Source organism: Microbulbifer mixtoriginis (SeqCode), assembly GCF_052467235.1.
Map to the genome: position 1 here is coordinate 203,775 of NZ_CP174305.1, position 24,422 is coordinate 228,196.

At 47.1% G+C, this 24,422-nt stretch carries 14 protein-coding genes and 1 riboswitch; of the genes, 10 read left to right on the top strand and 4 right to left on the bottom strand.

Annotated elements, in window-relative coordinates; genetic code table 11:
• Positions 1-16 precede the first annotated feature (16 nt).
• Positions 17-7,453 carry an RHS repeat-associated core domain-containing protein gene (locus ACJJIO_RS00845; RefSeq protein ID WP_444909845.1) on the bottom strand — a complete coding sequence of 2,479 codons (7,437 nt, stop codon included), beginning with the start codon at positions 7,451-7,453 and terminating at the stop codon, positions 17-19.
• A gap of 1,886 nt (positions 7,454-9,339) precedes the next feature.
• Between ACJJIO_RS00845 and ACJJIO_RS00850 the strand changes: the two genes are divergently transcribed.
• Both ACJJIO_RS00850 and ACJJIO_RS00855 read left to right on the top strand, forming a co-directional pair.
• Positions 9,340-11,001 carry a nitrite/sulfite reductase gene (locus ACJJIO_RS00850; protein WP_444909846.1) on the top strand — a complete coding sequence of 554 codons (1,662 nt, stop codon included), beginning with the start codon at positions 9,340-9,342 and terminating at the stop codon, positions 10,999-11,001.
• Positions 10,985-11,533: a DUF934 domain-containing protein gene (locus ACJJIO_RS00855; RefSeq protein WP_444888780.1), complete on the top strand. Its 549-nt coding sequence runs from the start codon at positions 10,985-10,987 to the stop codon at positions 11,531-11,533. The genes ACJJIO_RS00850 and ACJJIO_RS00855 overlap by 17 nt, the downstream gene beginning before the upstream one ends.
• A gap of 189 nt (positions 11,534-11,722) precedes the next feature.
• Here the strand turns inward: ACJJIO_RS00855 and ACJJIO_RS00860 are convergent, their stop codons facing one another.
• Together ACJJIO_RS00860 and ACJJIO_RS00865 are read right to left on the bottom strand one after the other, a co-directional pair.
• Positions 11,723-12,331, bottom strand: coding sequence for an IQM protein middle domain-containing protein (locus ACJJIO_RS00860; RefSeq protein WP_252085585.1), 609 nt, complete (start codon positions 12,329-12,331; stop codon positions 11,723-11,725).
• A gap of 545 nt (positions 12,332-12,876) precedes the next feature.
• Positions 12,877-13,677 (bottom strand): nucleotidyltransferase domain-containing protein, encoded by an 801-nt coding sequence (locus ACJJIO_RS00865; protein WP_444909847.1) that lies wholly within the window; start codon positions 13,675-13,677, stop codon positions 12,877-12,879.
• A gap of 617 nt (positions 13,678-14,294) precedes the next feature.
• Positions 14,295-14,411: riboswitch (TPP riboswitch) on the top strand.
• 57 nt (positions 14,412-14,468) lie between these two features.
• On the opposite strand from ACJJIO_RS00865, the gene ACJJIO_RS00870 reads away from it, so the two are divergent.
• The 7 genes from ACJJIO_RS00870 to ACJJIO_RS00900 all read left to right on the top strand — a co-directional run bounded on the left by ACJJIO_RS00870 (position 14,469) and on the right by ACJJIO_RS00900 (position 20,957).
• Positions 14,469-16,637: a TonB-dependent receptor gene (locus tag ACJJIO_RS00870; protein WP_444909848.1), complete on the top strand. Its 2,169-nt coding sequence runs from the start codon at positions 14,469-14,471 to the stop codon at positions 16,635-16,637.
• A gap of 153 nt (positions 16,638-16,790) precedes the next feature.
• Positions 16,791-17,054 carry a hypothetical protein gene (locus ACJJIO_RS00875; RefSeq protein ID WP_444888776.1) on the top strand — a complete coding sequence of 88 codons (264 nt, stop codon included), beginning with the start codon at positions 16,791-16,793 and terminating at the stop codon, positions 17,052-17,054.
• On the top strand, positions 17,047-17,709 hold the full coding sequence (pnuC, locus tag ACJJIO_RS00880; RefSeq protein WP_444909849.1) for a nicotinamide riboside transporter PnuC: 663 nt from the start codon (positions 17,047-17,049) through the stop codon (positions 17,707-17,709). Before ACJJIO_RS00875 ends, pnuC begins: the two co-directional genes overlap by 8 nt.
• 22 nt (positions 17,710-17,731) lie before the next feature.
• The gene (locus ACJJIO_RS00885) at positions 17,732-18,604 is read left to right on the top strand and encodes a phosphotransferase (RefSeq protein WP_444909850.1); all 873 of its coding nucleotides are present in this window, start codon (positions 17,732-17,734) and stop codon (positions 18,602-18,604) included.
• A gap of 233 nt (positions 18,605-18,837) precedes the next feature.
• Positions 18,838-19,299, top strand: coding sequence for a nuclear transport factor 2 family protein (locus tag ACJJIO_RS00890; RefSeq protein WP_444888773.1), 462 nt, complete (start codon positions 18,838-18,840; stop codon positions 19,297-19,299).
• 158 nt (positions 19,300-19,457) lie between these two features.
• Positions 19,458-19,901, top strand: a complete 444-nt coding sequence (locus ACJJIO_RS00895; protein WP_444909851.1) for a YtoQ family protein — start codon at positions 19,458-19,460, stop codon at positions 19,899-19,901.
• A gap of 393 nt (positions 19,902-20,294) precedes the next feature.
• Positions 20,295-20,957: a class I SAM-dependent methyltransferase gene (locus ACJJIO_RS00900; RefSeq protein ID WP_444909852.1), complete on the top strand. Its 663-nt coding sequence runs from the start codon at positions 20,295-20,297 to the stop codon at positions 20,955-20,957.
• A 102-nt stretch (positions 20,958-21,059) separates the two neighbouring features.
• On the opposite strand, the gene ACJJIO_RS00905 is transcribed toward ACJJIO_RS00900, so the two are convergent.
• Entirely contained in the window at positions 21,060-22,352 is a 1,293-nt protein-coding gene (locus ACJJIO_RS00905; RefSeq protein WP_444909853.1) for a phosphoinositide-specific phospholipase C-related protein, read from the bottom strand.
• Positions 22,353-23,290: 938 nt separating this feature from the next.
• Here ACJJIO_RS00905 and ACJJIO_RS00910 point away from each other — a divergent pair.
• Positions 23,291-24,421: a hypothetical protein gene (locus ACJJIO_RS00910; RefSeq protein WP_444909854.1), complete on the top strand. Its 1,131-nt coding sequence runs from the start codon at positions 23,291-23,293 to the stop codon at positions 24,419-24,421.
• Position 24,422 lies beyond the last annotated feature (1 nt).

The following is a 24,422-nucleotide window of genomic DNA, read 5'->3' on the forward strand; positions in this document are numbered from 1 at the left end:
CAATTCTCTATCATTTTTAATATCTAACTCGAATATATCCTGAGCGCTGCTCTGCACGCAGTAAGTTCATATGGTTTGAAGCCTGCCTTTCCCATGGATTTTCACTTACAACCACCCCACTCACTTGTGGGACGACATTAGACCAGGAAGAATTTTGCCAAACATGAATCAACTCATGGGCCAGGGAATGTACTGGCGATATTAGTGGTGAAATTGGCCTGCCAGAGTTTGTCACAAAAAGGCCTGCTGGTGCCCGAACATAGTTAGGATCATAGGCAACTGTTGTCCCCTCCCAAGAAAAATCCCAAAACCTACGTTGTGTTGCCGCATTCTGCCCCGGATTGTAGAAAATGCTTAGTTTTGTATCACTCTTAGCAATACCAACTAAAATCTGTCGACCTTTTTCAGTTTTATTCAGACGAGCAAGGTTATTACTTACAGTTTTTGAAAACCCGTCTGGCCCACTAATCGTGTAATCAATGGTTAAATCTTCGGAAACCTCAAATGAAGAACTGGTACTTCCATATTTATTTAGACTTTCTCGATAACCCTCTAACAGCTGAGAGTCCGTCTTAAATTGGCCAAAGCCTTCCTCAGAAACTGCTTTAGCTATTATTGCGAATGCAGCAGTCGCCGCCCCATTAATAAACTTGCCACCTGTAGCCTCAGATACCAGCCCTGAAACCACCATCTTAACGGCTACATGCGTATTTTCCCCAAATCCACCACCGACTCCCGCCGAGACAAAACCGTGGGCAAACTTTCCACCACCCAGTTTTGCCAATATACCTCCGGTTACTCCACGGATTGCAATATTAGTCGGACTCCATCCTCTGGGCATGCCGGAGAAGGCTGCCGCTGAAACTGCTGCAAAGACACCATTGCGGAAAGCTAACCCTATATCTCCTGTTAGTTGATAGGTTTGATTTGCGTTGTACATGGCTAATGCCGCCGGACAACCAGCATTAGAAGCTACACAAATGGCAACTTGTGCAATTGCATTCAAAAATGGCTTGCCGGCCATATAGCGATGAATATCGCGGCTATTAATGAAAGCATCTCTAAACTTATTCCAGGAACTGTACCCAGATGGATCCGTGTAAGTCAGCGGATTATTGTGCACATAAGCGTAGCGGTTGTAGCCCTGAACCGAGGTGACCCCATCAATCATTGGGTCCGCAGAGACAAAACGGGCCAGGGTTGGGTCGTAGACCCGTCCATTCATATGGATTAGGCCCACCTCATCCAGCATTTCATGACCGGTATAACCGCGGTTGCTACTCAGGTGATTAAAGGCTCCCACACTGAGGGCGCTAACCGTATTCGCAGGCGCGCCGGCAATCTGTTCCCAGCTTAAGGCATTGCGGCGCTTACCCCAGGCATCAAAGCTATAAACCAGCTTGTTGCCCGCAGTATCTTTGGCAACCTGACCGGTGCTATCGGTAATAACATCCAGAGATCCCTGCAGGTTTTTGTGCAAATATTGGGTGCTGGTTCCAGCAATTTCATCAGATGCATTCAGCTCGACACGCTCAATAGCAACGCCTGCGATATTACGGCGATAGAAGCTCTTGATATAAGCACCGGAGGTGCTGCGCTCAATCACTTTCTCAACGCTGCCGATCTGCAAGGTGGTCACTGTGCCTTTGCCATTATCGTCCACGCGCTTGAAGCGGCTGCGATCCGGGCCGTAGGTAAAGCGTGTATCGTGGCTGCCCTTAGTGATCAGGCTGGGTTTATCAAAGATGGTGTAGTCCAGCGTACGGCTGCCCGAGTCGCTGCTCATGTTGCCGTTGTCGTCGTAGTGATAGGTGGTATTACCGGCTTTGGTTACCGCATGGGGGCGTGGGCCATTGTACTCATAACTACCAACGCCCGTTTTATAGGTGATATTACCTGCATCATCATAGCGAACCTCCTGGGTGGCAGCTTGACTGCCGGCTTGATAGAGGCGCGCATAGCGAAGGCGGTTGAGGCCGTCATACTCAAAACGTTCCTGCAGGTCCTTGCTGTAACTACCATCGCCACTGAGGTCGGTTTTAGAGAGCAGGTTGCCGATGGCATTCCAGTCGTAATGCAGATTCTGCACCTGACCGACACCGGGATTGATATCCGTGAGGATACTGGTGAGGCGGTGATGTTGTGGATCGTAGGCATAGGTGGTGGTGAGGCCATTGCCGAGCAATACTTCTTCCACCTGGCCGCGCAGGTTCATGCGCTTAACCCGGTAATAATAACCACTATCTGCAGGGGCGGTTACATCACGCACACCCACTTTAAAACCAAATGGGTTGTAAACCGTTTCTACACCACGCAAGTAGCCCTCGCCCTTGCTCAGCTGCTGATTACTCGCATCGAAACTGCCACTAATGCGGCCGTATTGATCGTACGTGACCTTTTCATAAAAGTCCCCCTCGCCATCGAGTACACCGAGCCCGGTAACAGTCTCGCCTAGACGGCCGTATTTATCGTAGTACATCAGCTTTAAGTAACTGACGTCCTCCATATTGACATTGCAGCCAGGCCTAATAGCAACGGGAGCTTGGGCCACAGCCACCAACTTACCCTTAAACTTGATCGAGTTACAACCGGGGTACTCGTCGAAAAACCAGCGGCTAAAATTCTGCAGGGTACCCGTTTGGTTATTGCTATCGAAGCTAGTGTAGTCGGCGCGAGTCACCATGCGGCCGAGGGCATCATAGCTCATGGCGGTGCCCTGCCCTTTGGCATCCTTCTGCCATGCCAGTTCACCAAAGCCTGTGTAACCGTAGGTCCAGGTGCCCTTATCCGGGTCCACCATGCGACTCTTGCGACCAAGATAATCGTAATCAACGCGAGTTGCCGAAGTTTCAGCGCCGCCGCTGTTCAGGGTGCGCACCTGTTTGAGATTGCCATCGGCATAGTAGCTGTATTGCAGTTTACCGCCGATATTATCGGTAACCTGAGCCAACTCACCGAGGACGTTTTTCTGGGTAACCTTGGTTTGCTGAGCACAGTTCTTGATGGTTTCTATCAGGCCATTGTAAGTAATGGTGCTATCACACTGGCCACTAGGAGCGTCCACTTTGGTGGTACGCCCTAGAATATCGTAAGAGTAAGTAGTCCAGCTTGGGGAGTTACTACTGCTATAGGGTTCAGAGATCCTTTTAACGCGGGACTGCGCATCGTACTGAGTATCGACAAATACCGGATTACCGTGAAAGTCCTGGGTTTGCTTTCGAATCTCGCGACCCAAGCGATCGTGGTATGTCACGCTCTTGGCTTGCTCTATCCCGGTAGTGGTCACTTTAAAGTGGGCTGGCACCCCAGCTATTGTGGGGCAGCCACCACTGTCAGCACAAAGCGCGCTCAGGGTAGTGCTATAACTGCCTGTCTCATGGTACTCAAAGAAGCGAGTTCCAAATTCGGAATAAGCATAAATGGTAGCCACCTCACCAATATCTAACACTTCGCGCGGCTGACCATAGGCATCTATTTCCAGATACCGGGCTACCGTCTGGTCAAGAGCATTGGTTTGACTGATGGGGAAGCGGCCATAGTTATCATAAGCAGTGCGGCTGGTGCGGCTTTCACCAAGCGCATTCGTGACAATAGATTTAATGCGATTGCCAAAGCGATCGTGCTCATAGTGGGTATGCAACTCTTGTGCACTACCCTTGGCTACCCACTCATCAGTTAACAAGCCAGTCTGGTCGTCATAACCAAAATGTACAGTGCGCTTGATCTGTGGTGCAGCCAAGCTCCCATACCGTTGAGTAGTAACGCTACTCTCACTTAGGCGAGCCAAATGCCAGCGGTTACTACTGACTACATTATTGTACTTGTTACTTGTGGTTTTGCTTTGCACTAGGGTGTTAGAGGCGTCGTAGTTTTTAACCACCACCGAGCTGACGTTACCATATTTGATATCGTTAGCAGCCGTATAGTTAGTGGAAGTCACCACCTTACCCAGATAATCACCATTCAGGCTATAGGACTTGTCTTGTGCTTGGCTGATATAAGGCATTACTGTTTTACCAGATACCGGCTCAACCGATTTAAGCGTATTAATAGAGCAATTAATTAACTTCAGGCTGGATTCACTACAGGTAGCCGGATTTTTGATATTGCTTGCATTCGGTTCAATCACCTTGGCCGTCTGTGAAGGCATTCCGATAAAGGGATAATCCTGACGGTAGTGTGTTGTAGTCTTCACCTTATTCTGTGGATCATAGGTAGTGACTGACTCAAATCCAAGGAAGCCACGCCCACCACTCTGCATACGTGCACCTGCATAGTGGTAATGCGCCTCTACAGTATTGTTATTGTCGTTGGCCGCCGGCGCATCAGAAGTCACTTTCTTCACCACGTACGTCGGTGAATACAGATCAAAAACAGGTGAACCACGCCCGTAATTTAGTTTGAAGGAACCCTTCTTGCGGGTGTAGACATTAGAGCTGTCATCATTAAGGCGCGAATATTGAATTTCTGTTCTAACGCCGAAACCATTTTCAACAGATTCAAGAATATCAACCGGTTTATCGCCATGCTTAGGCTTGAGGACACGCACATATTTATCTGTAGAGCCAGAACTACTAAAGAAGCCTGAGCGGCTGCGCATATCATCGCAATGGTTTTCTTTTTCATCCCGGTTAGCGCAATTTTCAACAATTTCAGGACGACCATCCCCAGTCACATCCATAATATAGTGACTGTGATCATTCTTATCCACACCAAGTATTAACCCAGTCTTGAATCCAGTACCAAAGCCGTTTGATTTATTGAGGAGTGCATATAAATACTGGTATTCATTATTTATTTTATCGTTAGCATTAGGGTAGAGAATATCGATCAGACCATCCATATCCCAATCATACAACTGAATATTGTCATCTACGATAGCAGGCAGAGAACCTGCAGAAATAAATTTCTCACCAGTAAAGTGATAAATTCCCCAGGTACCTGTATTATTAGTTCTAAAAAGTAAATCAGGTAAGCCATCGCCATTGAGATCGCTCACCATATGCTCAGTGGAGCCACCACTATTATATAATTTACGTGAAAAAACAGTAGAATGCCTACCATTGGCATCGGACATCAGCACTACAAAATGATAATCCGTTTGCGACGTAATTCCTTCATAACAATCTATAGAAACTTCAGTACAACGCCAGTGGGTTGATACAACTGCGGTTAAGTCCGCAACACCGTCAGCATTAAAATCTGCAACAATGTCTTTATCACGCACATTCACTCGTGTCAGACCAGAGTAAAGGAAATTTTTACCTCCAGGGGGAGTAGAGCTGGGGAGGGATAGGCTCCTTACCACCTCACTTTTTTTAAAAGACAACTTCCCTGAACTGCTACGCTGCAGCTCTCTAACTTTTATTTTAGCTTCCCCATTATTGAAAAGGTTTGCGTTACCTCCTGTAAAATATATGTAATCCGGCAACCCATCTGCATTAAAATCATGCATTTGACCTACTTGATCTTTTTGGAAGGTAATTGCAGTAGGCGTATCTGTAACGCTAAACGCTGAACCGTTCGAATAATTCACCTCCCAATAGGAAGAGCTGTCAGATATTGGCGTATGCAGCAAATCATCCATGCCGTCATTATTATAATCTAACAGGTGCCATTCTTTCCGCTCGTTGGATCGAATGCGCATCTGTCCTGGTTGGATAGCAAGTGAACCCTGCTCTGTTCCAAGCGCAATACGAATATAGCGTTTTCCATTGCTACCATCGTAACGAATAAATACAAAATCTGTGCGCCCATCACCATTCACATCGCCATATTTACCACCCTCAAAGCCAGAGTGGAAAATAGCAGGATTGGCAAGACCATTAACTAAGCCATCACTGTCAGATTTTGCGTAAGTAAACACTGTCGGCTTGCGACAATTACTATTTACACACTCCTCCACCTCTTCTAGCAGTAAACGCCCGGTAGCACTCTCCTGATAACTGAAATTGTAACGGCGCAACTCCACAGAGTCCGCGCTAGAACTAATCGCTGTGAGTCTGCGAGTTGCGGCTATCTTCTGTCCGAAGCGGTAACCGTATATCTTATCGTTACGGTTCGTATCATAGTGGAACTGAATCCGATTCAGTGTTGAGTAGTGACCATTCGCGGAATAATCTACCGTTTCAATCAGGTGTTCGCCGAGCGCGGTATCTTTCAGGTAGGTGTACTCAATACGATTGCCAACGCTATCTTCTTGGGTATTCAAGTACCAAGCACCTTCCTGTTGCGCATCCGCATTCATACCGTAATAAGAGATAGAGCCATCCTTTCGATACACCTCAAAGCCCTGACCGTTGCCGGTAGAGCTTGAAACCAAGCTTACCCGTACGAAGCTATCGATGCTGGTGCGATACTCACTACCGAAACTTCCGTACTGTCCCGACACCAGTTTCAGACGCTGGCCATCTAGACAGAATCGGTCAAAAGCACTGCCATTAGCACCATCTTCTTCAAGAGTTTTGCGGCAAGCGGTGATAACGGACAACCCATTGATACCCCAGCCAACCCCTAGAGAACCATTGCTGCCGGAACTACTGTAAGTCACACTGAGATCCGGAGTACTACCACCTGATGACGGGCCCACCTGAAGAGGAATTGTGTAAGTAGCCGCACCAGATTCACTCACACGGAATTCCCCAGGCAATATTCCAACCCGGTCGGAGGCCAATACACTGGAATCGGTAGGCGACGGTACCGTGCCCACATTCGGAAGCGTAGAAACAGGAACCCATTCTACGGTGATCCAAGTAGCCTTAGCCCCTCCAGTGGTACCATCTTTGACCGCGGCAACTTTATATCCAAACCTACCGTAACGGCGGCCAGTTAGGGTTTTGCGATTCTCTGCCCCACTGTAAACTTCAACCCAGGGACCATCATCCTTCTGCTCTTGAAGAATATAATGATCGGCCCCCCTAACCGGCCACCAACTAACAGATATTCCACCATCCCCATCACTTGTCGCAGACATTTCAAATGGGGTTTCAACTAAGGTGATACTTTTTATATCTGTATAGCTGCTACAACCAGAATTGCAGGCTCGAGCCCGAAATTGATAGGTGTCGGTTAACAGATTAGTAAAATCCTTATAAAGATCTGGACCAGAGTACTCCATTTGCCAGCTGGTACTTTCCCCACTTTTTCGCCAAAGCTCATATCTTTTCGGCTTTTCAGAAGCTTCGCCCCAGGCCACTCTGAAGAGGCTCGTAGGATAGCCCAACTTAATGTCTTCGCTAACATCAGGCAAAGTACTGATAGCTGGAAAATAAATAGGGCCCGGGGGCGTGGCATCAGGCTCTAAAGTAACTTCAACTGTATGGCTGCCGATGGAGTTCTTCCTGCTATCCCATGCTTCACAACTGTCTTCAGGCTGATCGGGTTCGGGATCGGGCTGACCGGGATCAGGTAGGCCAGGGTCAGGCAAGCCGGGACCGGGATTGGGGAGACTCAACGCAAGTGGACCCGGCCCTGGCTTATCAAGTAAACAGAACCGCCACCAACCCTCATATTTATAGGTTCCTGAGGATGAAACAGCAATTGATATCGAACCCTCGCTGACGGGAATATCTCTTATTGCAAGACCATTTCTGTACTCAGTAAGAAACTGGGCACGTGCAATTCCGGATATTGTAAATTTTCCTGTAGAACTGGATGTGGGGCCCGATATGTTCGCCAAAGCCACAGAAGATAAACAAAGAAAAATAAGCCCAGACAACCAGGCACGAGTTAGCGCAATACAATCCTTTGACACAGCGGAGATGCTCTTTACTTTTTACTGGAAAAAACCACACCCGATCATTGAGGCGGGGATAATGCGCGCGAGTATACTGACATATAAATCAACTTCAAAAAAAATTAACAATAGGGCATCCGCTGTCAATTAAGTCAGGTATGCAGAATAAATATATCGTATTGTCAGGTTGATTTTTCTGTTATCTGATTTCTTAACCTGGAATTATCCTAAGCTCAGGAGCAAGCTTAAGCCTCACCTTCATCACCTATTCGCTATGATTTACGCGAGCTTTGTTGGCCGTGTAATTTTTAAGGCAAACATCTCATGCCCTCAACAAGACACATCATGCAAAAAATAAACCGCTTCCACACTTTTTACCCCCAAAACTTGCCCCCAAACAGAGAATCTTGAGTGTGCCTTCCTACGTGTGCCAGATTTGCATTCCCTTGGAGAACTGAAGAATAATTTTTCAGTGAAACCCCGCAGCACAAACAGCTCTAATTTTTTGCAGGCCTCACAAAATGAAATAACCCTTCAGCAAAAAAATACTAGCACGAAGGATTTATCAGGCTGAATTTACAAAAGCCCCTCCCTTTTACAAAATTGTCAGGAGCGATAATTAAGACGAAGGTATCAATCAAATAAATACGTCTTCAGAAAAGAAGTATTGAAGGAAGTAAAAGGAAACGTATCGCGGGGAAGCCAGGCCAATAAGGGGCGGCAGTCTCCCCACCTTTTCTATCTGACCGGATGCCTGAGGAAGCCTCAATGCCGGCCAAAAAACCTTCTGTAAACTGAAAGGGGCTTTTTCTAACGCCGGTGAGCCTGCAGAGGCTACCCCTAACCGACATCAGTGCCAACCAATTGAATCCTTCCCGCCCTGCCTTCACCAAATGTTAATCAAACGTGATCCGAAGGTGGCAAGTGAATTGAGAGCATTAACGGGGCCTCAATAATGAAGAACTAACACCATTTCTTTACCATCTTGCAAGAACTCCATCATCAGAGTCGAAGCTACACCCACAATCTACGCTCATTATAAGCGCAGTACAGCTGCATCAACTTCAAAACGAGCCTCTTGCTATGAACGATGATGGATTCATTCTCGCTGAGAATACACGAGGAGACTCCCAGTAATGTAATCCTGCGAGAGCCGCTATAGCCACCCGGCCAAAAAAATTAGACTTACAGCAATCCCGAACCGGTATAACTGAACTTGCTCCCCCATAGATCCTTTGGCCAGCAACCTCCATAACAAGCTCATGACCATTATCAAAGATCGTAGAGGTGAGCATCAAAGTTGTCCTCCCCTGTGATACTCCTTGGCTTCACACGAGTTATCCAAGCTACCCCTCAGAAAAGCGTTGTCGCTATAATCTACAGTGATACCCGCAATCAAATATGATCAACGGGAACAGAAAACGCTTACTTGCCGGCTCTCCTAAGCCAGCGGTACCCTCTTATAACTGTTGGTTACAGACATAGCGGAAAATATTGTTATTTATTGCATAAGCGTACTGGTATGTTAGGCGCCAGCGGAGAACCATCCGGGGCTTGCCCCTCTCTCCACCATCCGCGCACAAAGGCAATGGAATCAAGCTGTTATGTATCGATACGACGACCGGGATCGCGCCATCATCAATGATCGCGTTGCCCAGTTCCGCGGCCAGACGGAACGTTACCTCGCCGGCGAGTTGAGTGAGGAACAATTCCTGCCACTGCGCCTGCAAAATGGCCTCTATATTCAGCGACTGGCCCCCATGTTGCGCATCGCCGTGCCCTACGGCCTGCTCAACAGCAACCAGCTGCGCCGTCTCGCCCGCGTCAGCCGAGACTACGATAAAGGGTACGCTCACTTCACCACGCGCCAGAACCTGCAGTATAACTGGCCCCAGCTGGAAGATGTCCCAGCTATTCTGGCCGAATTGGCTGAAGTGGAGATGCACGCTGTACAGACCAGCGGTAACTGTATCCGCAACACGACTTCTGACCCCTATGCGGGCATCGCTCTCGACGAGATTGCCGACCCCCGCCCCTACTGCGAGCTGATCCGCCAATGGTCCACCTTCCACCCGGAATTCGCCTTCCTGCCGCGCAAGTTCAAAATCGCGGTTAGCGGTTCCGAGCAGGACCGCGCTGCGATTCGTGTACACGATATCGGTGTGCAGATTGTGAAGCGCGGCGAAGAGATTGGCTTCCAGGTGCTTGTCGGTGGCGGCCAGGGCCGCACACCAGTTATCGCCGAAACCATCCGCGATTTCCTGCCGGAGGAAGATCTGCTCTCCTACCTGGAAGCGATTGTACGGGTATACAACCAGCTGGGCCGTCGCGATAACAAATACAAGGCGCGCATCAAGATTCTGGTGAAAGCCCTAGGCCCCGAAGAATTTGGCCGCCGTGTGGAAGAAGAGTGGCAGCACATTAAAGACGGGGTAGAGAAATTGACCCCAGAAGCTCTGCAGTGGGCCAAGTCCTTCTTTACCGAGCCTGACTACAAGAGCTTTGATGGTGCAGCCAGCGAGGCGACCCTGCAGCAGCAGGCTGATAGCGACAAGGCTTTTGCGCGCTGGCTGGAGCGCAATACTTACCCTCACCGAGTACCGGGTTACCGCGCTATCAAGCTCTCCACCAAGCCAACGGGTGTGCCCCCTGGTGATGTCACCGACCGCCAGCTTGAGGCCATCGCCGATCTGGCCGATGCTTACAGTTTCGGCGAAGCCCGTGCCACCCACGACCAAAACGTGGTATTGGCCGATGTGGAACAGGACCAACTGTACGAGCTGTGGCAACAGGCGCGCAAACACGGCTTTGCCACACCCAATATTGGCACTCTCACCGATATGATTTGCTGTCCCGGCGGCGACTACTGCTCCCTGGCCAACGCCAAGTCGATCCCAGTCGCCGAAGCCATTCAGCGCCAATTCGACGATATGGATTACCTCTACGACCTGGGCGATCTGAATCTGAACATTTCCGGCTGCATGAATGCCTGTGGTCACCACCATGTGGGCCATATCGGCATCCTCGGTGTGGACAAGAAAGGCGAGGAGTTCTACCAGATACAACTAGGCGGCAGTGCTTCCAACGAAGCCAGTCTGGCCAAGGTACTGGGCCCCAGCTTCTCTCGCGCAGAAGTTACCGGGGTGATCGGCAAGATCCTCGATCTCTACATCGAACAGCGCCAGACAGAAGAGCCCTTTATCGACACCTATAACCGCATCGGCCTGCAGCCCTTCAAGGAGAGAGTCTATGCCAAAGCCAGTTAAGCTGGGCCCACAGCCGGGCAACCCCTCCGAGCTAATTCTCAATGGTGAGGTCAGCGCCAATGATTGGCAGCTACTACCTCAACTGGAGGAAGAGGAAACCATTGATCCAAATACCCTGCCCTCCGGCAAGCTGATCCTACCGCTGCGCCAGTGGTTAGCCCATCGGGAGGCCCTGGCAGAACGCAGTGCAGAAGTGGGGGTCTGGATAGACAGCGACGAAGGTGCTGAGCTTATCGGCAACGAGGCGAATAATTTTCCGTTGATCGCAGTTAACTTCCCGGCATTTGCCGATGGCCGCGGCTTTACCGCCGGCCGCATGCTGCGCGAGCGCTTTGGCTTTAAAGGGGAGCTGCGTGCGGTGGGTGGCTTTATGCGCGACCAGCTCACTTACCTGCAGCGCTGTGGCTTTAACGCCTACGCCTTTGAAGGCAACCAATCCCTCACCAGCCTGAAAGAATCCCTACAGGATTTTGGGGACAGCTATCAGTCCGGTGTAGATCAACCTCTGCCAATGTTCCGCAGACGCTTCTAAGGTCGATACTCGACTGAGTGTGCCCCTGTCCACATTGGCAAGGGCACACTGCTTCTACCCCGGCATTGTCCTCTTCTATTTCCCCAATTTTATACCTTGCCTGAACCCCCTCACAAATCTCATATACAGAAAACCGAGGGCGACCCAAGCCCTTTCCAGCTTCCCCCTATTAAGCACCAACCAAACCAACTAGATCGCCGCGTCGAGAAGTGCTAACCCATTACCATAAACAACATCGGGCCCAGCCCCCGATACACGAAATGGTATCTGATTCAAATCCCCACCGAGCGTACTAATAGCAAGCGCCACCCGCTTCAATTCCCGGGCACCTGGCCTGTAGTGACCACTGTGGTTATTGACCTCAAGTATTTGATAACCAGCACCCAGCACAATGGTTCCTGCACCCAACACCGACCCACCAGCCAGAAATGAGGAATGATGGAAATGACCTAAGTTTTTTCTTCCGACATAGAAATTACGCTGTGAATCCACAACATAAATTATGTTGCCCGCAGTGTTTTGCAGGATACCCAGCTCAAACCTTCTTTGCGGAGGAATAACCAGCATGTTTCCTGTAAATGTGGCCAGATGTTTCTGCCTATCCCGGTCGGAGAGATAGCGGACATTGCCATTACGGCCATGGGTCGCCTGGTGGTTGGGATGATGAACTTCCGGCCAATAAGGAGTGGCTACCATTTTTGCCCCCCTTGAGCGACCTAAAAGCCCCAGCGTTTTCAATGTAGAACGCAAATGTCTCCAGCGACTTCTTGCTCTCTGCCTTTTCTCTGCCTCAGTCATAAGATGCTTCCTTCCATCCGGTGAATAAAGTTGAAACAGGGGATCTCCCTAAAGTTCACTGAAAGAATATCGAAAGCAGCATGAACATCTAATGAATACTATGGCTTTAAAAATGCCTCAAGGTGAAAATTACCCTTCACCTGTAAGACCATGTAATGGTACCCAGAAATTTCTAAACCATTATTTAAAAGAGAGTCATGATAAAAGCTCGCCTCCCGTGAAATAGAAAGAAGAAAACTTGATGCTTGAGTTGCATTTACAATACAAGCAATATCTACTGAGAAAACTACAGGAGGTTTAACCAATCCATTTACATCCATCCGGAATGGTAAAATTGTTCAACTGCTCCCTGAAAAAGTAGTGCCAGGACCACCGGTAAGCGCCCTAATTCCAAGCGGTAGAGCTATGCCAGCCAAAACAAAAGTCTTTGTTGATTTTTTGAAAAATGAACTAACTTAAGCTCGCAAAAAATAAAATTGAGAAGCCGAGAATAAAATATCCACTACCCAAGCTGAATCAGCCAGGCCCCAAGCTTTAAAGAAATATTACTTAAGATTTACACCAAGCACCCAATGAAAAACCTTATCAAAACTTTGTAAATCTAATTTAGGTCGTTCTTCAATTGAGTTAGCCACTCCGCGATCCAGCTTGGCATTAATCCAATCATCAAGTTGACCATCTAGAATCACAAAACTGCCTTCATCCAACCCCTTTTTCTGCTCAATCAAACTGACTATCAGCTTGAATAGCCATTCCTCTTGATCATCCTCTAGTAATTCTTCGCACATTTGCATAAAGTTGACTGGAGGGATCGATAGAAATCTTTTTATATAAAGCGCATTCAGAATTGAGCGTATTACATATAACAGCTTTTTAACCTTAATTTCCTTAACACCAGCGTCCTTTTCTTGCACAAATTTTGTATAACAGTTAAACCCCATGCTGATATAGTGATGCGCTAAGGCCCGCGGCCGCCAACACTTGAGCGCCAGGCTCCGAAGTTCATCCAAAACCTCTTGCCGTTTGAAATACACTTTTGGTGAAAACAGCCACTCGATTAATGTCGGATTGCTGCCCCTTAACAGTCCTAGGGTTTTATTGATATCCCAGCCAACAAGGTCAAGCTCATCCCCCAAGGTCTTATCGAAAGGCACTTCTACAACATCTCTAGGAGTCCCAAGTGTCAAATAGTGGTTAAGATCTCGCTTGTAAATAAAACGTACATCCCAATCACTATCCGGCGACTCAAAGCCCCACGCCCGACTACCAGACTCACAGGCATATAAAATTTCTATACCTTTCTTAGCTTCAAGTGCTTTTAATTTTTCTTGTACTACCAATTCCATCAATTTCTCTCTACCAATCTACCATGGGCAATGGACAAAAGTTACTATTCAAGAGAGTGACACTGCCTTTGAAATGCCACTATTAGCCCCTTCAACGTAGGAAGTCACCACACGATGAATACTTGCATATACCCTACTCTACCTACCGCCCCTTTTCTGCACCTTGTAGCCACCAACCAAATACCCCAGCAACGATCCGATAAGCACAGGGATAGAGATCAAACCAATCAGCAACCACCGGTCCTGCTTAAAATGTACATCGAAGTGAACTAATGCGGTATAAGCAACTGCACCCATCATTACAACAATGACAAACAGTACAAGCCAAGTGACAAAATTTGCTGACAAATTCAAACCGCAGCTTTTACAGACACATTTTATCGAGTTGAGACCACTACACCAGCCAATCAGAGAGATAGGCTTCTCATTACAACCTGGACAATTTTTCACTGTTACTCCAACCCTAAATCTAGCCACAGCCTGGCAACCGAAAACTAAAATTATATTGGATATTCTTTAATACCAATACTTCTGCCCCCCATAGCCAGGCGGCCTAATCTCAATCAAAAACGCCTTCCTGCCCATAAAAGGCGAAACATCTGCTATCATCGCGCCCGCAAAAACCTAAGGGGTGGCCAAGGCCTGAGATGCAAAGGGATCAAGAAGATCACCTTAAGCAAACCCTTGAACCTGATCCGGTTAATACCGGCGTAGGAATAGGTAGGCGTGCCAAAGCCCTCCCCTCGTCGCTCTCCGGGTCTCTTTCATTAGTGTTGATTCGAGAGAGAACCATGAAAAAACTGTTCACAATCCGCCCGATTGCTCAATCTATCGGCCTTGTGGCTGGCCTGTCCGCTGGGCTAGCAATGGCCGCTAAGCCCATGGAGGGCGGGCTTGAGGAAGTGGTAGTGACAGCTCAATTACGTGATACCAACCTGCTAGATCTACCCGGCAGTGTCAGTGTAATCAGCACCAGCAGTATTGAGGCGCGCGGAGCTGGCAACCTGGACCAACTCCTGAACATGGCACCTAATGTCAATTTTTCTACGGGCGCCTCACGGGGGCGCTTTATCCAGGTTCGCGGTATCGGTGAACGCAGCCAATTTATCGACCCAGTAAACCCTTCAGTCGGCTTGGTTATTGATGGTATCGACTTCACAGGCCTTGGCCTGGCCGCCAACACCCTGGACATAGAACAAGTCGAGATTCTACGAGGCCCGCAAGGCACCTTGTATGGCGCCAATGCCCTAGCAGGCCTGGTCAATATGCGCAGTGCCGCGCCCACTTCAGAAACAACGGGCAAAGTCTCCGCCGAGTTGAGTGAATACGGTGGTCGTAGCCTTACCGCCATTGGCAGCGGCAGCCTGACTGAGCAGCTTGGCTACCGTATAGCCGCCAGCGAGCGAAAGTCCGACGGCTATATGGAAAATCAGTACCTGGGCCGTGATGACACCAACAATATTGATGAATCCGTACTGCGCGGTAAGCTGGCCTATTCTCCCAGTGACGATTTAAAACTCGGCCTCACCCTTTTCTACCTTGACGCCGATAACGGCTACGATGCCTTTTCTCTATACAATACCCGCAAGACCCTCTCCGACAAGCCCGGTCGGGACCAGCAGGAAAGCTGGGCTGGCGCTTTAACTGGGCAGTGGTCTGGTAACGAGAATTTCACTCTTGAAGCCACCCTAAGCCATGCCAATTCCGATACCGAATACGGATACGATGAGGACTGGAGCTATATCGGATTTCACCCTTGGGAATACAGCCAAACTGACAATTACCAGCGGGACAAAGACAACACCAGCTTGGATTTACGCCTGCTCTCCACTGAAAGCTCCAAACTCTTTGCGGGGCGCACTAGCTGGGTACTGGGGGTTTATCATCGTAATGAGCAAGAAGACCTCCTGCAGACTTCAGGAAAAACTAAAGGCACAATCACGGAATACAGTTTTTTTAGCAGTGAGTTTGATACCAAAAACAGCGCTGTTTACGGACAGCTGAGCACCACACTAACCGACGCTCTCAACCTGATTACCGGGCTTCGCCTGGAAAAACGCAGCGCGGATTATTCTGATTCCTATTCCACTAAGGCAGATAGCAATGAGGATTTGTGGGGTGGAAATATAACCCTGGAATATCATTATTCTGAAGACACGCTACTGTACGCCACCGTTTCACGCGGCTATAAGGCAGGGGGTGTGAACGGTGCGATCATCGCAGAGTTCGCGGGTAATGAAGAAACTTACAGGGAGATGTTCGAGTTTGATACAGAGCATTTGCTTAACTACGAACTCGGCGCCAAAGGCAACTGGCTGGATAACCGCCTACAGGCGCAGCTAGCAGCTTTCTACCAAGACCGCAGCGATGTTCAAGCCAAACAATCACTCTTTAATCCAGAAAGTAAAAAGTTTAGGGAATACCTGGGTAATGCAGCAGGTGGTGAAACTTACGGCTTTGAGGCGGAAATAAATTTCCAAGCCACGGATACTGTGCGCCTCTTCGCTTCTGCAGGCTGGCTAAACGCCGAGTTTGAAAACTTTATAAGCAGTACCCACGTAGATACAGAGAAGGATGAAGAAACCGGTACGGTACTATCTCCGGTAAATCTGGATGGACGTGATGTCGCTCATGCGCCAAGCTATCAGTTCTTCACTGGCACCGAGATTGATCTCACTACCCACTGGGTACTGCGTCTTGAATTGGAAGGCAAGGATGAGTTTTACTTCTCTAATAGCCACAATGAAAAATCCACGGCCTACGAATTGGTTAACGCCCGCCTCACCTATCGGCTTGATAACTGGGAAGTCTCTCTATGGGGTAGAAACCTGACAGGTGAGGATTACTATACCAGAGGCTTTTATTTCGGAAATAACCCAGTTAATGGCTATACCTCAGAAGCTTATTATCAACAGGGTGAACCACGTATTGCCGGGATAACCGGTACTTATACTTTCTAATAGGACACCTTGTAATTTAGCAAATAGCCAATGGTTAACGCCCGTGAATCATCAGATACATAGCTATCTGATAATTCACGAACTTAATCGGGTTGGATAGATAGGAGCCAAGGATAGTTACCCCCTGGCTCTCGGCGAATAATGAGAAAAGCTATGCAGCTCTCCGCAGAAATCAGCATGTACCCTCTCAAAGATGAGTACATACCCAGTATTCGAGCCTTTATTGAACGCCTGAATAGCCATTCAGGCCTGAGAGTAATCACTAACACTATGAGCACTCAGGTATTTGGCGAATATGATTTGCTAATGGATGTTCTCAAAATAGAAATGCGCAAATCCTATGAGCAGTTTGGACGCGCTATTTTTGTTTGTAAATTTATTGATGGCGACCTAGCCCCGGCAAAACCCCATGCTTAACTCAGAGTTCCTAGAAATTCTGCGCACCTCAATTGCAGCCATGTCTCTTTGGGAAGTGGCAGCTGTTGTTCTCGCCCTTGCTTACCTGTTATTGGCGATGCGCGAGAAAATCAGCTGCTGGTATGCTGCCTTTATCAGCACGGCAATCTATTTAGTTTTATTTTGGGATGTCAGCCTGCTAATGGAATCAGCACTGCAAGTGTTCTACCTGGGCATGGCGATTTTTGGCTGGTGGCAATGGCGTCATCACGAGGATAAAAACAAAGATTTAAGAATTCATCGCTGGCCACTGCAAACCCACTTGATGGTGATTAGTGGTGTTTTCCTGCTAACCCTAGTATTCGGTTATCTGCTAGATAACTTTACCAGTGCCGCCCTACCCTATCTCGATTCTTTCACCACTTTGGGAGCTGTGGTCACCACCTATATGGTGACCCGCAAAGTTTTGGAGAACTGGATCTACTGGATTGTAGTGGATGGGGCCTCCATCTACCTTTACCTGGATAGAGGGTTGTACCTGACTGCGCTCCTCTTTTTGCTCTACGTGGTATTGGTTGTTATTGGCTTTTTCCAGTGGAAATCCATCTACAATAAGCAAAATCAGCCCGGACTAACCTCTTTAACGGGAAGACAAGCTTCCGCCGCTTTGCAGTAGCAATATCGCCCTATCTATACCTATGCGCCAAAGCCCAAGCGACATCATTCCCTGCGACTGGCATCAGTGGAGCCAGTCCAGACCTAGGTTTATACAGACCTTGGCAGGTGGGCAGACCAATCGAACCTATTTAGTTTCATCAGGGGAAGAGCTCCTGGTTATTCGCCATAACTCCCCACTTAGCCAAGCGCTGGATCTCGACCGGGCAACAGAGGCCCAAGTCCTCAACCAGGCCACTCGCGCCGGGCTCTGTGCTCCCCTTGTCTATTGTGACCCTCAATATCACTATTTGGTAACAAGGTTTATTCAAGGCCAGCCCTGGCACAAAGAGGGCCCCAGCGCTTTGAAGCGGCTTGCCAAACGACTTAATAGCATTCACTCTCTCCCGCCGGTTAAGAACCACCTGGATATTGATCAGAAAATAGACCGCTATTGGTCATCGATTAATACTCAAGCTGATTTCTACCCACTTCTTAAACAATTACACCGTGAACTATCCAGCAGTATTAGCGCTTTAAAGGCTGTAAGTGATACTCCCGGTCTCTGTCATAATGACCTAACCAAAGAAAACCTGATCGAAAGTACCAGCGGGGAGCTAATCGCAATCGACTGGGAATATGCTTCCATGGGAGATCAGTTTTATGACCTTGCCGCTTTGGTTGAGGAGCACCAATTTTCCCCTTCTGAGCAACAACAGCTACTGGTCAATTATCTCCATCGCCCACCAAATGGAGATGACAGACAGCGCCTTTACCATTGGCGGCTAATCTATAAATATCTATGTGTACTTTGGCATGCACTGCAATGGAGTGCAAAAAAAATCCCCGGTGACTCAAGTACCATCGAATCTCAATGCCAGGCGATATTGGAGTTAGCGGTATCCCGGCCGGCTTAGTAGCCCCTTAGTAAACCCACCTCATCAACCCGACGAAAGCCCTGCCGAGCCCCCAAATGAACATAACAGGAATTAAAGGGGATCCTATATGGGTGAAGCCTTCCTAAACAATACAGCTCAAGATACCAACCACATAAGATCAGTATTGACCGGCCATTGCTTTGCAAAGATATAATCACTGCAGACCTGCACAGGTTTACATCAAAATGCACGAGTATAGGGAGATACACATTATGACCAGAACTTTCTTCGGCTTGCTACTCCTCTTCGTCACCGCCAGCTGCTATGCCGACAAGAGGCCTGAAGCTTTTAACACCATCGACAAACTTTTTGCCGCCATGTCAAATTTTGATCATCAGGCAATGAGAAGTACGGTTACTGATTCATTCATCCTTTTAGAACATGGGGAGATCTGGACCATAGAGGATCTTGTTAATGTAGTTAAGCCCGCTGGTTACACCCGAACGAATTACTTCAGCATCATCAACTACGAGCAGCAAGGCGAATTACTGACTGTCAATTATTGGAACAAAGCCAACTTTACCCAGAAAAACAAAAGCGAGGATGTTATCTGGCTGGAGAGTGCCGTCCTAGCCAAGGTAGATGGGAACTGGTTACTCCGCCAAATGCATTCTACCCGGCTACCAGCTGGTAAAACGCCAGATAAAGTAACCTTTATCAAGCAAAAACTCTAACTTTAAAGTTAAGCTCAATGTGCTGGCCTTAGGGCCAGCCCTACATTCACTGTAGAGGCTGCAGCCCATACCGTGTCTTTTCCTATCCACTGCAGCATCATGTAAAATAAGCCACAACTATACGATACATAGTGCTTATTATCCCAAGAGGCGGCCCCATGAAGCTAAAAGTGTACCTTTCCGGTGAAATTCATTCTAACTGGAGAACCCAAATTATAGAGGGTTGCAAAAATCTAGGGTTAGATATCAGCTTTTCATCCGCAGTGACTGATCACGATGCCAGTGATGCGGCGGGTGATGGCCTTGGTGAAGAGTCCAACTCTTTTTGGCGTGATCATAAATCGGCCAAGGTCAATGCCATCCGAATCAAACACTCTATTGAGAACTGCGACCTGGCCATCATTCGCTTTGGAGAAAAATATAAGCAGTGGAACGCCGCATTCGATGCCGGTTACTGCGCAGCTCTGGGAAAGCCTTATATCACCCTACACGATGAATCCCTGGTTCACGCCTTGAAAGAAGTCGATGGTTCAGCCCAAGCCTGGGCCCAGAGCCCTGCACAAGTTATCGATATTCTAAAATACCTCACTACCCAGGCTTAACGCCATATGTCACCACCGCCGGCCAATAACCGGCGTGGTTTGTCATATAATCGCTCACCTTCATTTTCCCTACTCTTTTTAATCTGTAGCCACTTACGCCTGGAGTAACTGATCGGTTTTCCCTTGATATGACCTATTAATCCATTAGCATTTCATACCAACATCTTCATGTTTTGCTATATCCCACTGTGTTCAACCAATCCATCAATAGATGGCGCAGACATAAACCGAGGCAAGGATACTGACCTTAAAGGCCACAAATGTACGATTCATATAATTAAACTCAGGAGATCAATCAAAAGGTTCTGGCGGGTTTCCCACGATAAACGCTTACATCCTCAATCAGGAGCAACCTTATCAGCTATCGGCCACCCCAGTAGCTTGGAGAGTATCATGAGAATAAGTAAAGAAGTCTGGAAGGGCCAAGCCGCATATTCCAAGACACTGTTATGGCTATATGATTTTTGGGTGTTATTTTTATCAAATCGCTTTATTTGGCGCTGCCCTACACCAATAATTCTTCAGCAATTTGATGAAAATGTAAGCGTCAACCACTTGGACGTGGGTGTCGGCACTGGCTATTTTATGGATAAATGTCATTTTCCCTCACCTCATATCAGATTGGCACTTATGGATTTAAACCAGAACTGCTTGAATATCTCAGCAAAGCGTGTTGCAAGATACAAACCTATTCTATTTCACACAAACGTACTGGGTGAAATGACTAATGATATAGAGCCATTTGATTCCATTTCTGTTAATTATTTATTCCATTGCTTACCGGGGAGACTATCAGAAAAGCTTATTGCCATAGATTATCTTAATAAACTACTCTCAGATCATGGCACTATCTTTGGCTCTACAATTTTACATGAAGGTGTTTACAAAAGTGCAATCGCCAAACGATTAATGACCTTCTACAACAAGAAAGGAATATTTTCTAACACCCTAGACAGCCAGAAAGATCTGGAGAATTTCCTGCAAAGTAGATTCTCAGAATATTCAATAGAAATTCGGGGCTGTGTTGCACTTTTCTCAGCAAAGAACAAGCGATAAACCCAGCCCCCCAACAATTGCGAGAATACTTGGTAAATATTACTTCATCATTAAGGCCACCTCTCTCCTTGATTTCCTCCTATGTGAAGCAGCAGTATTATTCTATTGTTTGTTCACACCCTTTTGCCAAAGGCCTTCCTGATTTAGATCGTGATACGCTAGCCAAACTGTGGAAGCCCCAGCTCCGATCTTGGCACTCATAAGGCGTGCATTGTCATAGCCATTGAATGGAACATCAAAAACTGACCCCGGATACTCATATTTACAAGCCACTTCTCCTTGAGACCAGTCCGCATCAGCAGCAGTAATCTTCCAGTCACCTTCATCACGGCAAGCAAAGCGATAGCTTTTGGAGCACGCTACATCATTAAAACGACCGTTCGCCTTTGAAATAGCGCAATGCTCATTGCCATTCCAGTTGTTCGGCTCCGTACTTTCCCAAGACCAGAGTAGGTCTTCGGGCTCAAGATGCCCCGCACTACCATCACCATTGAACCAGAACATTTCAAATATATTGAGCCCACAGGAAAGATAGCTTTTTACATTAGACTCAGTGATTTCCTTGTCTTGCGGCCCTTTACCACCACTACCAATGCCATAAAGAGTGCTTGGATCGTGTAACCGCGTCATTTTCTTACTTGCCGAGGTTGTCATTAACTCACAAGTATTGGGATCTGTAGGTTTACTAAATTTGTCTTTGTAGAACCCCTGATATTGCAGACCGAGATGTACCACAGACCTAAAGCTCCCTGATTGTGGACAGATTAAATCCGTATTTACAACGACTATATTTTTTCCAGAATCCAACACATTCTGCTTACTCAAGGAATCCACCGGCAGACCGGCACAACGATTAGATCCCCCTCCAGATAAACTCGCCTCATAAAGATAGCTTCCTAACTCAGCACGTAACTGACTGGCTATCTGGCCATAATGATCAGAATTTATTTCAAGTTTCAACAATATGACTGACTGAACATTCCCCTCTTCCAACCAACGAACAATACTTTCCAGCCCACGGCGAAACTTTTTTTCACCACCAAAGCAGACACCATGACATAACCGCAGCTGATTCTCCCCAAAAAATGTTCCGTAATTGCCGACATCTAAAGTAAGCTCACGCACACCAGAGTTTAACTGATCATAGATTGAAATATCCTGATTGGGATCCGCCCAGTAGGCACTGTCCCACTCCCGCGCATTATAAGAGTTGTGAGTACCCACCCATTGCGAATGGTTGAAAGGCACATCTTTATCTAACTGTTCTTGCAGGGACAGTTGTATAACACCCTGAGCTGTTGTCGACTTGACGCCCGGAACCAGAAAAAGGCCCACCATAAGAATTACTAGCCGCCCATAAAGGGATAATTTGATCATTTGTTTTTTTATTGTCATGATATACCTGTGTCACTATAGTAACTTTATTGTTATCTTGCCTTGCGAAAGGCATACATTCCAAGTCGGAACCTCTAGATATTAATCAAACAAATAATCAAATCATAGAATGAAACCAAATCTGATTGACTGGATAGGCATATAAGGGACAAAAGCTTCTATTTTTACCTGACAGGAAAGCCCCTCAAAAGAAAATTAATTAGACTTTAAATACGCCACGTTCATGCTAATAGTGCCAACCCATATACAGCATACAACTGACCCGAATATAAACCCATACTTATAATCGCATCTGGAAAGCAGGCCAAGCCCCTCACTCAACACAGCTAAAATAATTTATATTTTTTTACTGAAACCACCAACCAAAAGGCGAAATAAAACCATACAAAAGAGGGCTATATTTCTTACCCCAAGAATGAACTCAAACAATTGGATTTAAGAGCCAACCACAAAATTCAGATCAACAACTTCACTGAAGAGCATCGCCTCAGTTGCTCCCTCCCAACCGCTATAAAGCGAGAAAAGAATAGGACTTACAGAAAATTTTCTCTGAAAGAAAACACTAGAAAATCATTTATGGATCGCAATAATACGTATAGCAAAACACAAAAAAATCGCTAAGACAGCAGAAAATCAAGTGATCCAACAACAGCCATAACCAAAAAGGACACGCCCAGCCTCGTCTCAGGCGACTGTGTCAAGGTTATTCTCAGCACAAAAAATTACAGCCAATTACACCTAAGCAAGGCTCTCAACTCATCACCCACAACCCCAAAATATTACACACGTACCACATTTTCTCTATGTGAAATAAATCACACAAAAACCCTTATCGGCAGTAGTCAAGACTGGCAGATTTCAAGTCACTCCATGATATGATCGCGCAATGGATTTAGCGCCTTAGCGCTATGGTGAATGATTATCAGGGATGAGAGTATATGACTAACCCTCACAATATTGACTACACAGGCTTTATCTTTTTCCACGAAACCACTAAAGGGCAAAATGGAAAGCCTGTCTTTATTGATCCAAAACTGCTTCCTCGGTTTATTGATTTGATCGATATCAACTCGGAGGCGGGCAGAAAAACAGCAAACCAAATGAATCAGCTCAGCAGTACCGCTGCTGGAATCACCTCCGAAAGTAACCAAACTAATGGCTTTCAACACCGCGAAAATATAGGGGCTGTACAGGTTAGCTATACCGTGTATCAAGAGGGCAATAGTCATAATAGAGGTCCTGGTGTTTATATCACAGAGCTCAAGCGAGCCAACGGAATTTCCGGAGGGGAGTCTCTGCCAGCAGGATTTTATCTCTCGAAATTAGGAAGGGGAGGATGGGGAGTTGAATCCATTGAAGATGACACTATTCCCACCGTAATTGGCGCAATTGGCGCTTTCTTTGATGGTACTAAATATGATGCGTTATCTACCGCAAAAGAATATGGTGCCTACTTAAAGACCACAGGAAATGCAAACCAAAAGCAACTAAACGACTGTTTTTCACTCTACTATGCTCCAAGCTATCTCGTCGATGAGCTTGGAGTCTGGAAAACGGCGACTCAGAAACTCTCTGGGCCAGACGCCGGACCTCGAGAGCTTGCCCGCCTGTTATATAAATCGCTACCTTGGGATGAGAGAGATCAAACTTTAAAGCATCATTGGTATGTTTTCGGAGAGGGTGCCAAGATGCTTCACCGTACTTTGAAGGAGTTTATCCAGATAGCCGGAGGGAAAAAGCTACAACAGCATTGTTTTTATTTTGTTAACCCACGAGAAAATATTGGGCTTTTGATGCGGGAAGTTGAAGCCGTAGGTGCACAAACGAAAAAGACCAGTTACAGGCATAGCCTGGATGATATAGCCAGTAAGGTGCACCAAGTAAAGGATGGAGATAACGCGGTGATTGGCCTCCAGAAAATGGATGCGCCCTGGTCTGAGTTCGACAAAATGATACAGGGGGGCAGCAATTATTATCAAAATAAATATATGAATAGCATTGACAATAATCGTACTTTCTCAGACGCGGCTATAAGATTTGTAAGAAACTTCAAAGATGGATGGGGTTAAG

Coding starts and splice junctions, on each gene's coding strand:
- ACJJIO_RS00850 (WP_444909846.1), top strand. CDS start 9,340: ATGTATCGATACGACGACCGGGATCGCGCCATCATCAATGATCGCGTT.
- ACJJIO_RS00855 (WP_444888780.1), top strand. CDS start 10,985: ATGCCAAAGCCAGTTAAGCTGGGCCCACAGCCGGGCAACCCCTCCGAG.
- ACJJIO_RS00860 (WP_252085585.1), bottom strand. CDS start 12,331: ATGACTGAGGCAGAGAAAAGGCAGAGAGCAAGAAGTCGCTGGAGACAT.
- ACJJIO_RS00865 (WP_444909847.1), bottom strand. CDS start 13,677: ATGGAATTGGTAGTACAAGAAAAATTAAAAGCACTTGAAGCTAAGAAA.
- ACJJIO_RS00870 (WP_444909848.1), top strand. CDS start 14,469: ATGAAAAAACTGTTCACAATCCGCCCGATTGCTCAATCTATCGGCCTT.
- ACJJIO_RS00875 (WP_444888776.1), top strand. CDS start 16,791: ATGCAGCTCTCCGCAGAAATCAGCATGTACCCTCTCAAAGATGAGTAC.
- pnuC (WP_444909849.1), top strand. CDS start 17,047: ATGCTTAACTCAGAGTTCCTAGAAATTCTGCGCACCTCAATTGCAGCC.
- ACJJIO_RS00885 (WP_444909850.1), top strand. CDS start 17,732: ATGCGCCAAAGCCCAAGCGACATCATTCCCTGCGACTGGCATCAGTGG.
- ACJJIO_RS00890 (WP_444888773.1), top strand. CDS start 18,838: ATGACCAGAACTTTCTTCGGCTTGCTACTCCTCTTCGTCACCGCCAGC.
- ACJJIO_RS00895 (WP_444909851.1), top strand. CDS start 19,458: ATGAAGCTAAAAGTGTACCTTTCCGGTGAAATTCATTCTAACTGGAGA.
- ACJJIO_RS00900 (WP_444909852.1), top strand. CDS start 20,295: ATGAGAATAAGTAAAGAAGTCTGGAAGGGCCAAGCCGCATATTCCAAG.
- ACJJIO_RS00905 (WP_444909853.1), bottom strand. CDS start 22,352: ATGACAATAAAAAAACAAATGATCAAATTATCCCTTTATGGGCGGCTA.
- ACJJIO_RS00910 (WP_444909854.1), top strand. CDS start 23,291: ATGACTAACCCTCACAATATTGACTACACAGGCTTTATCTTTTTCCAC.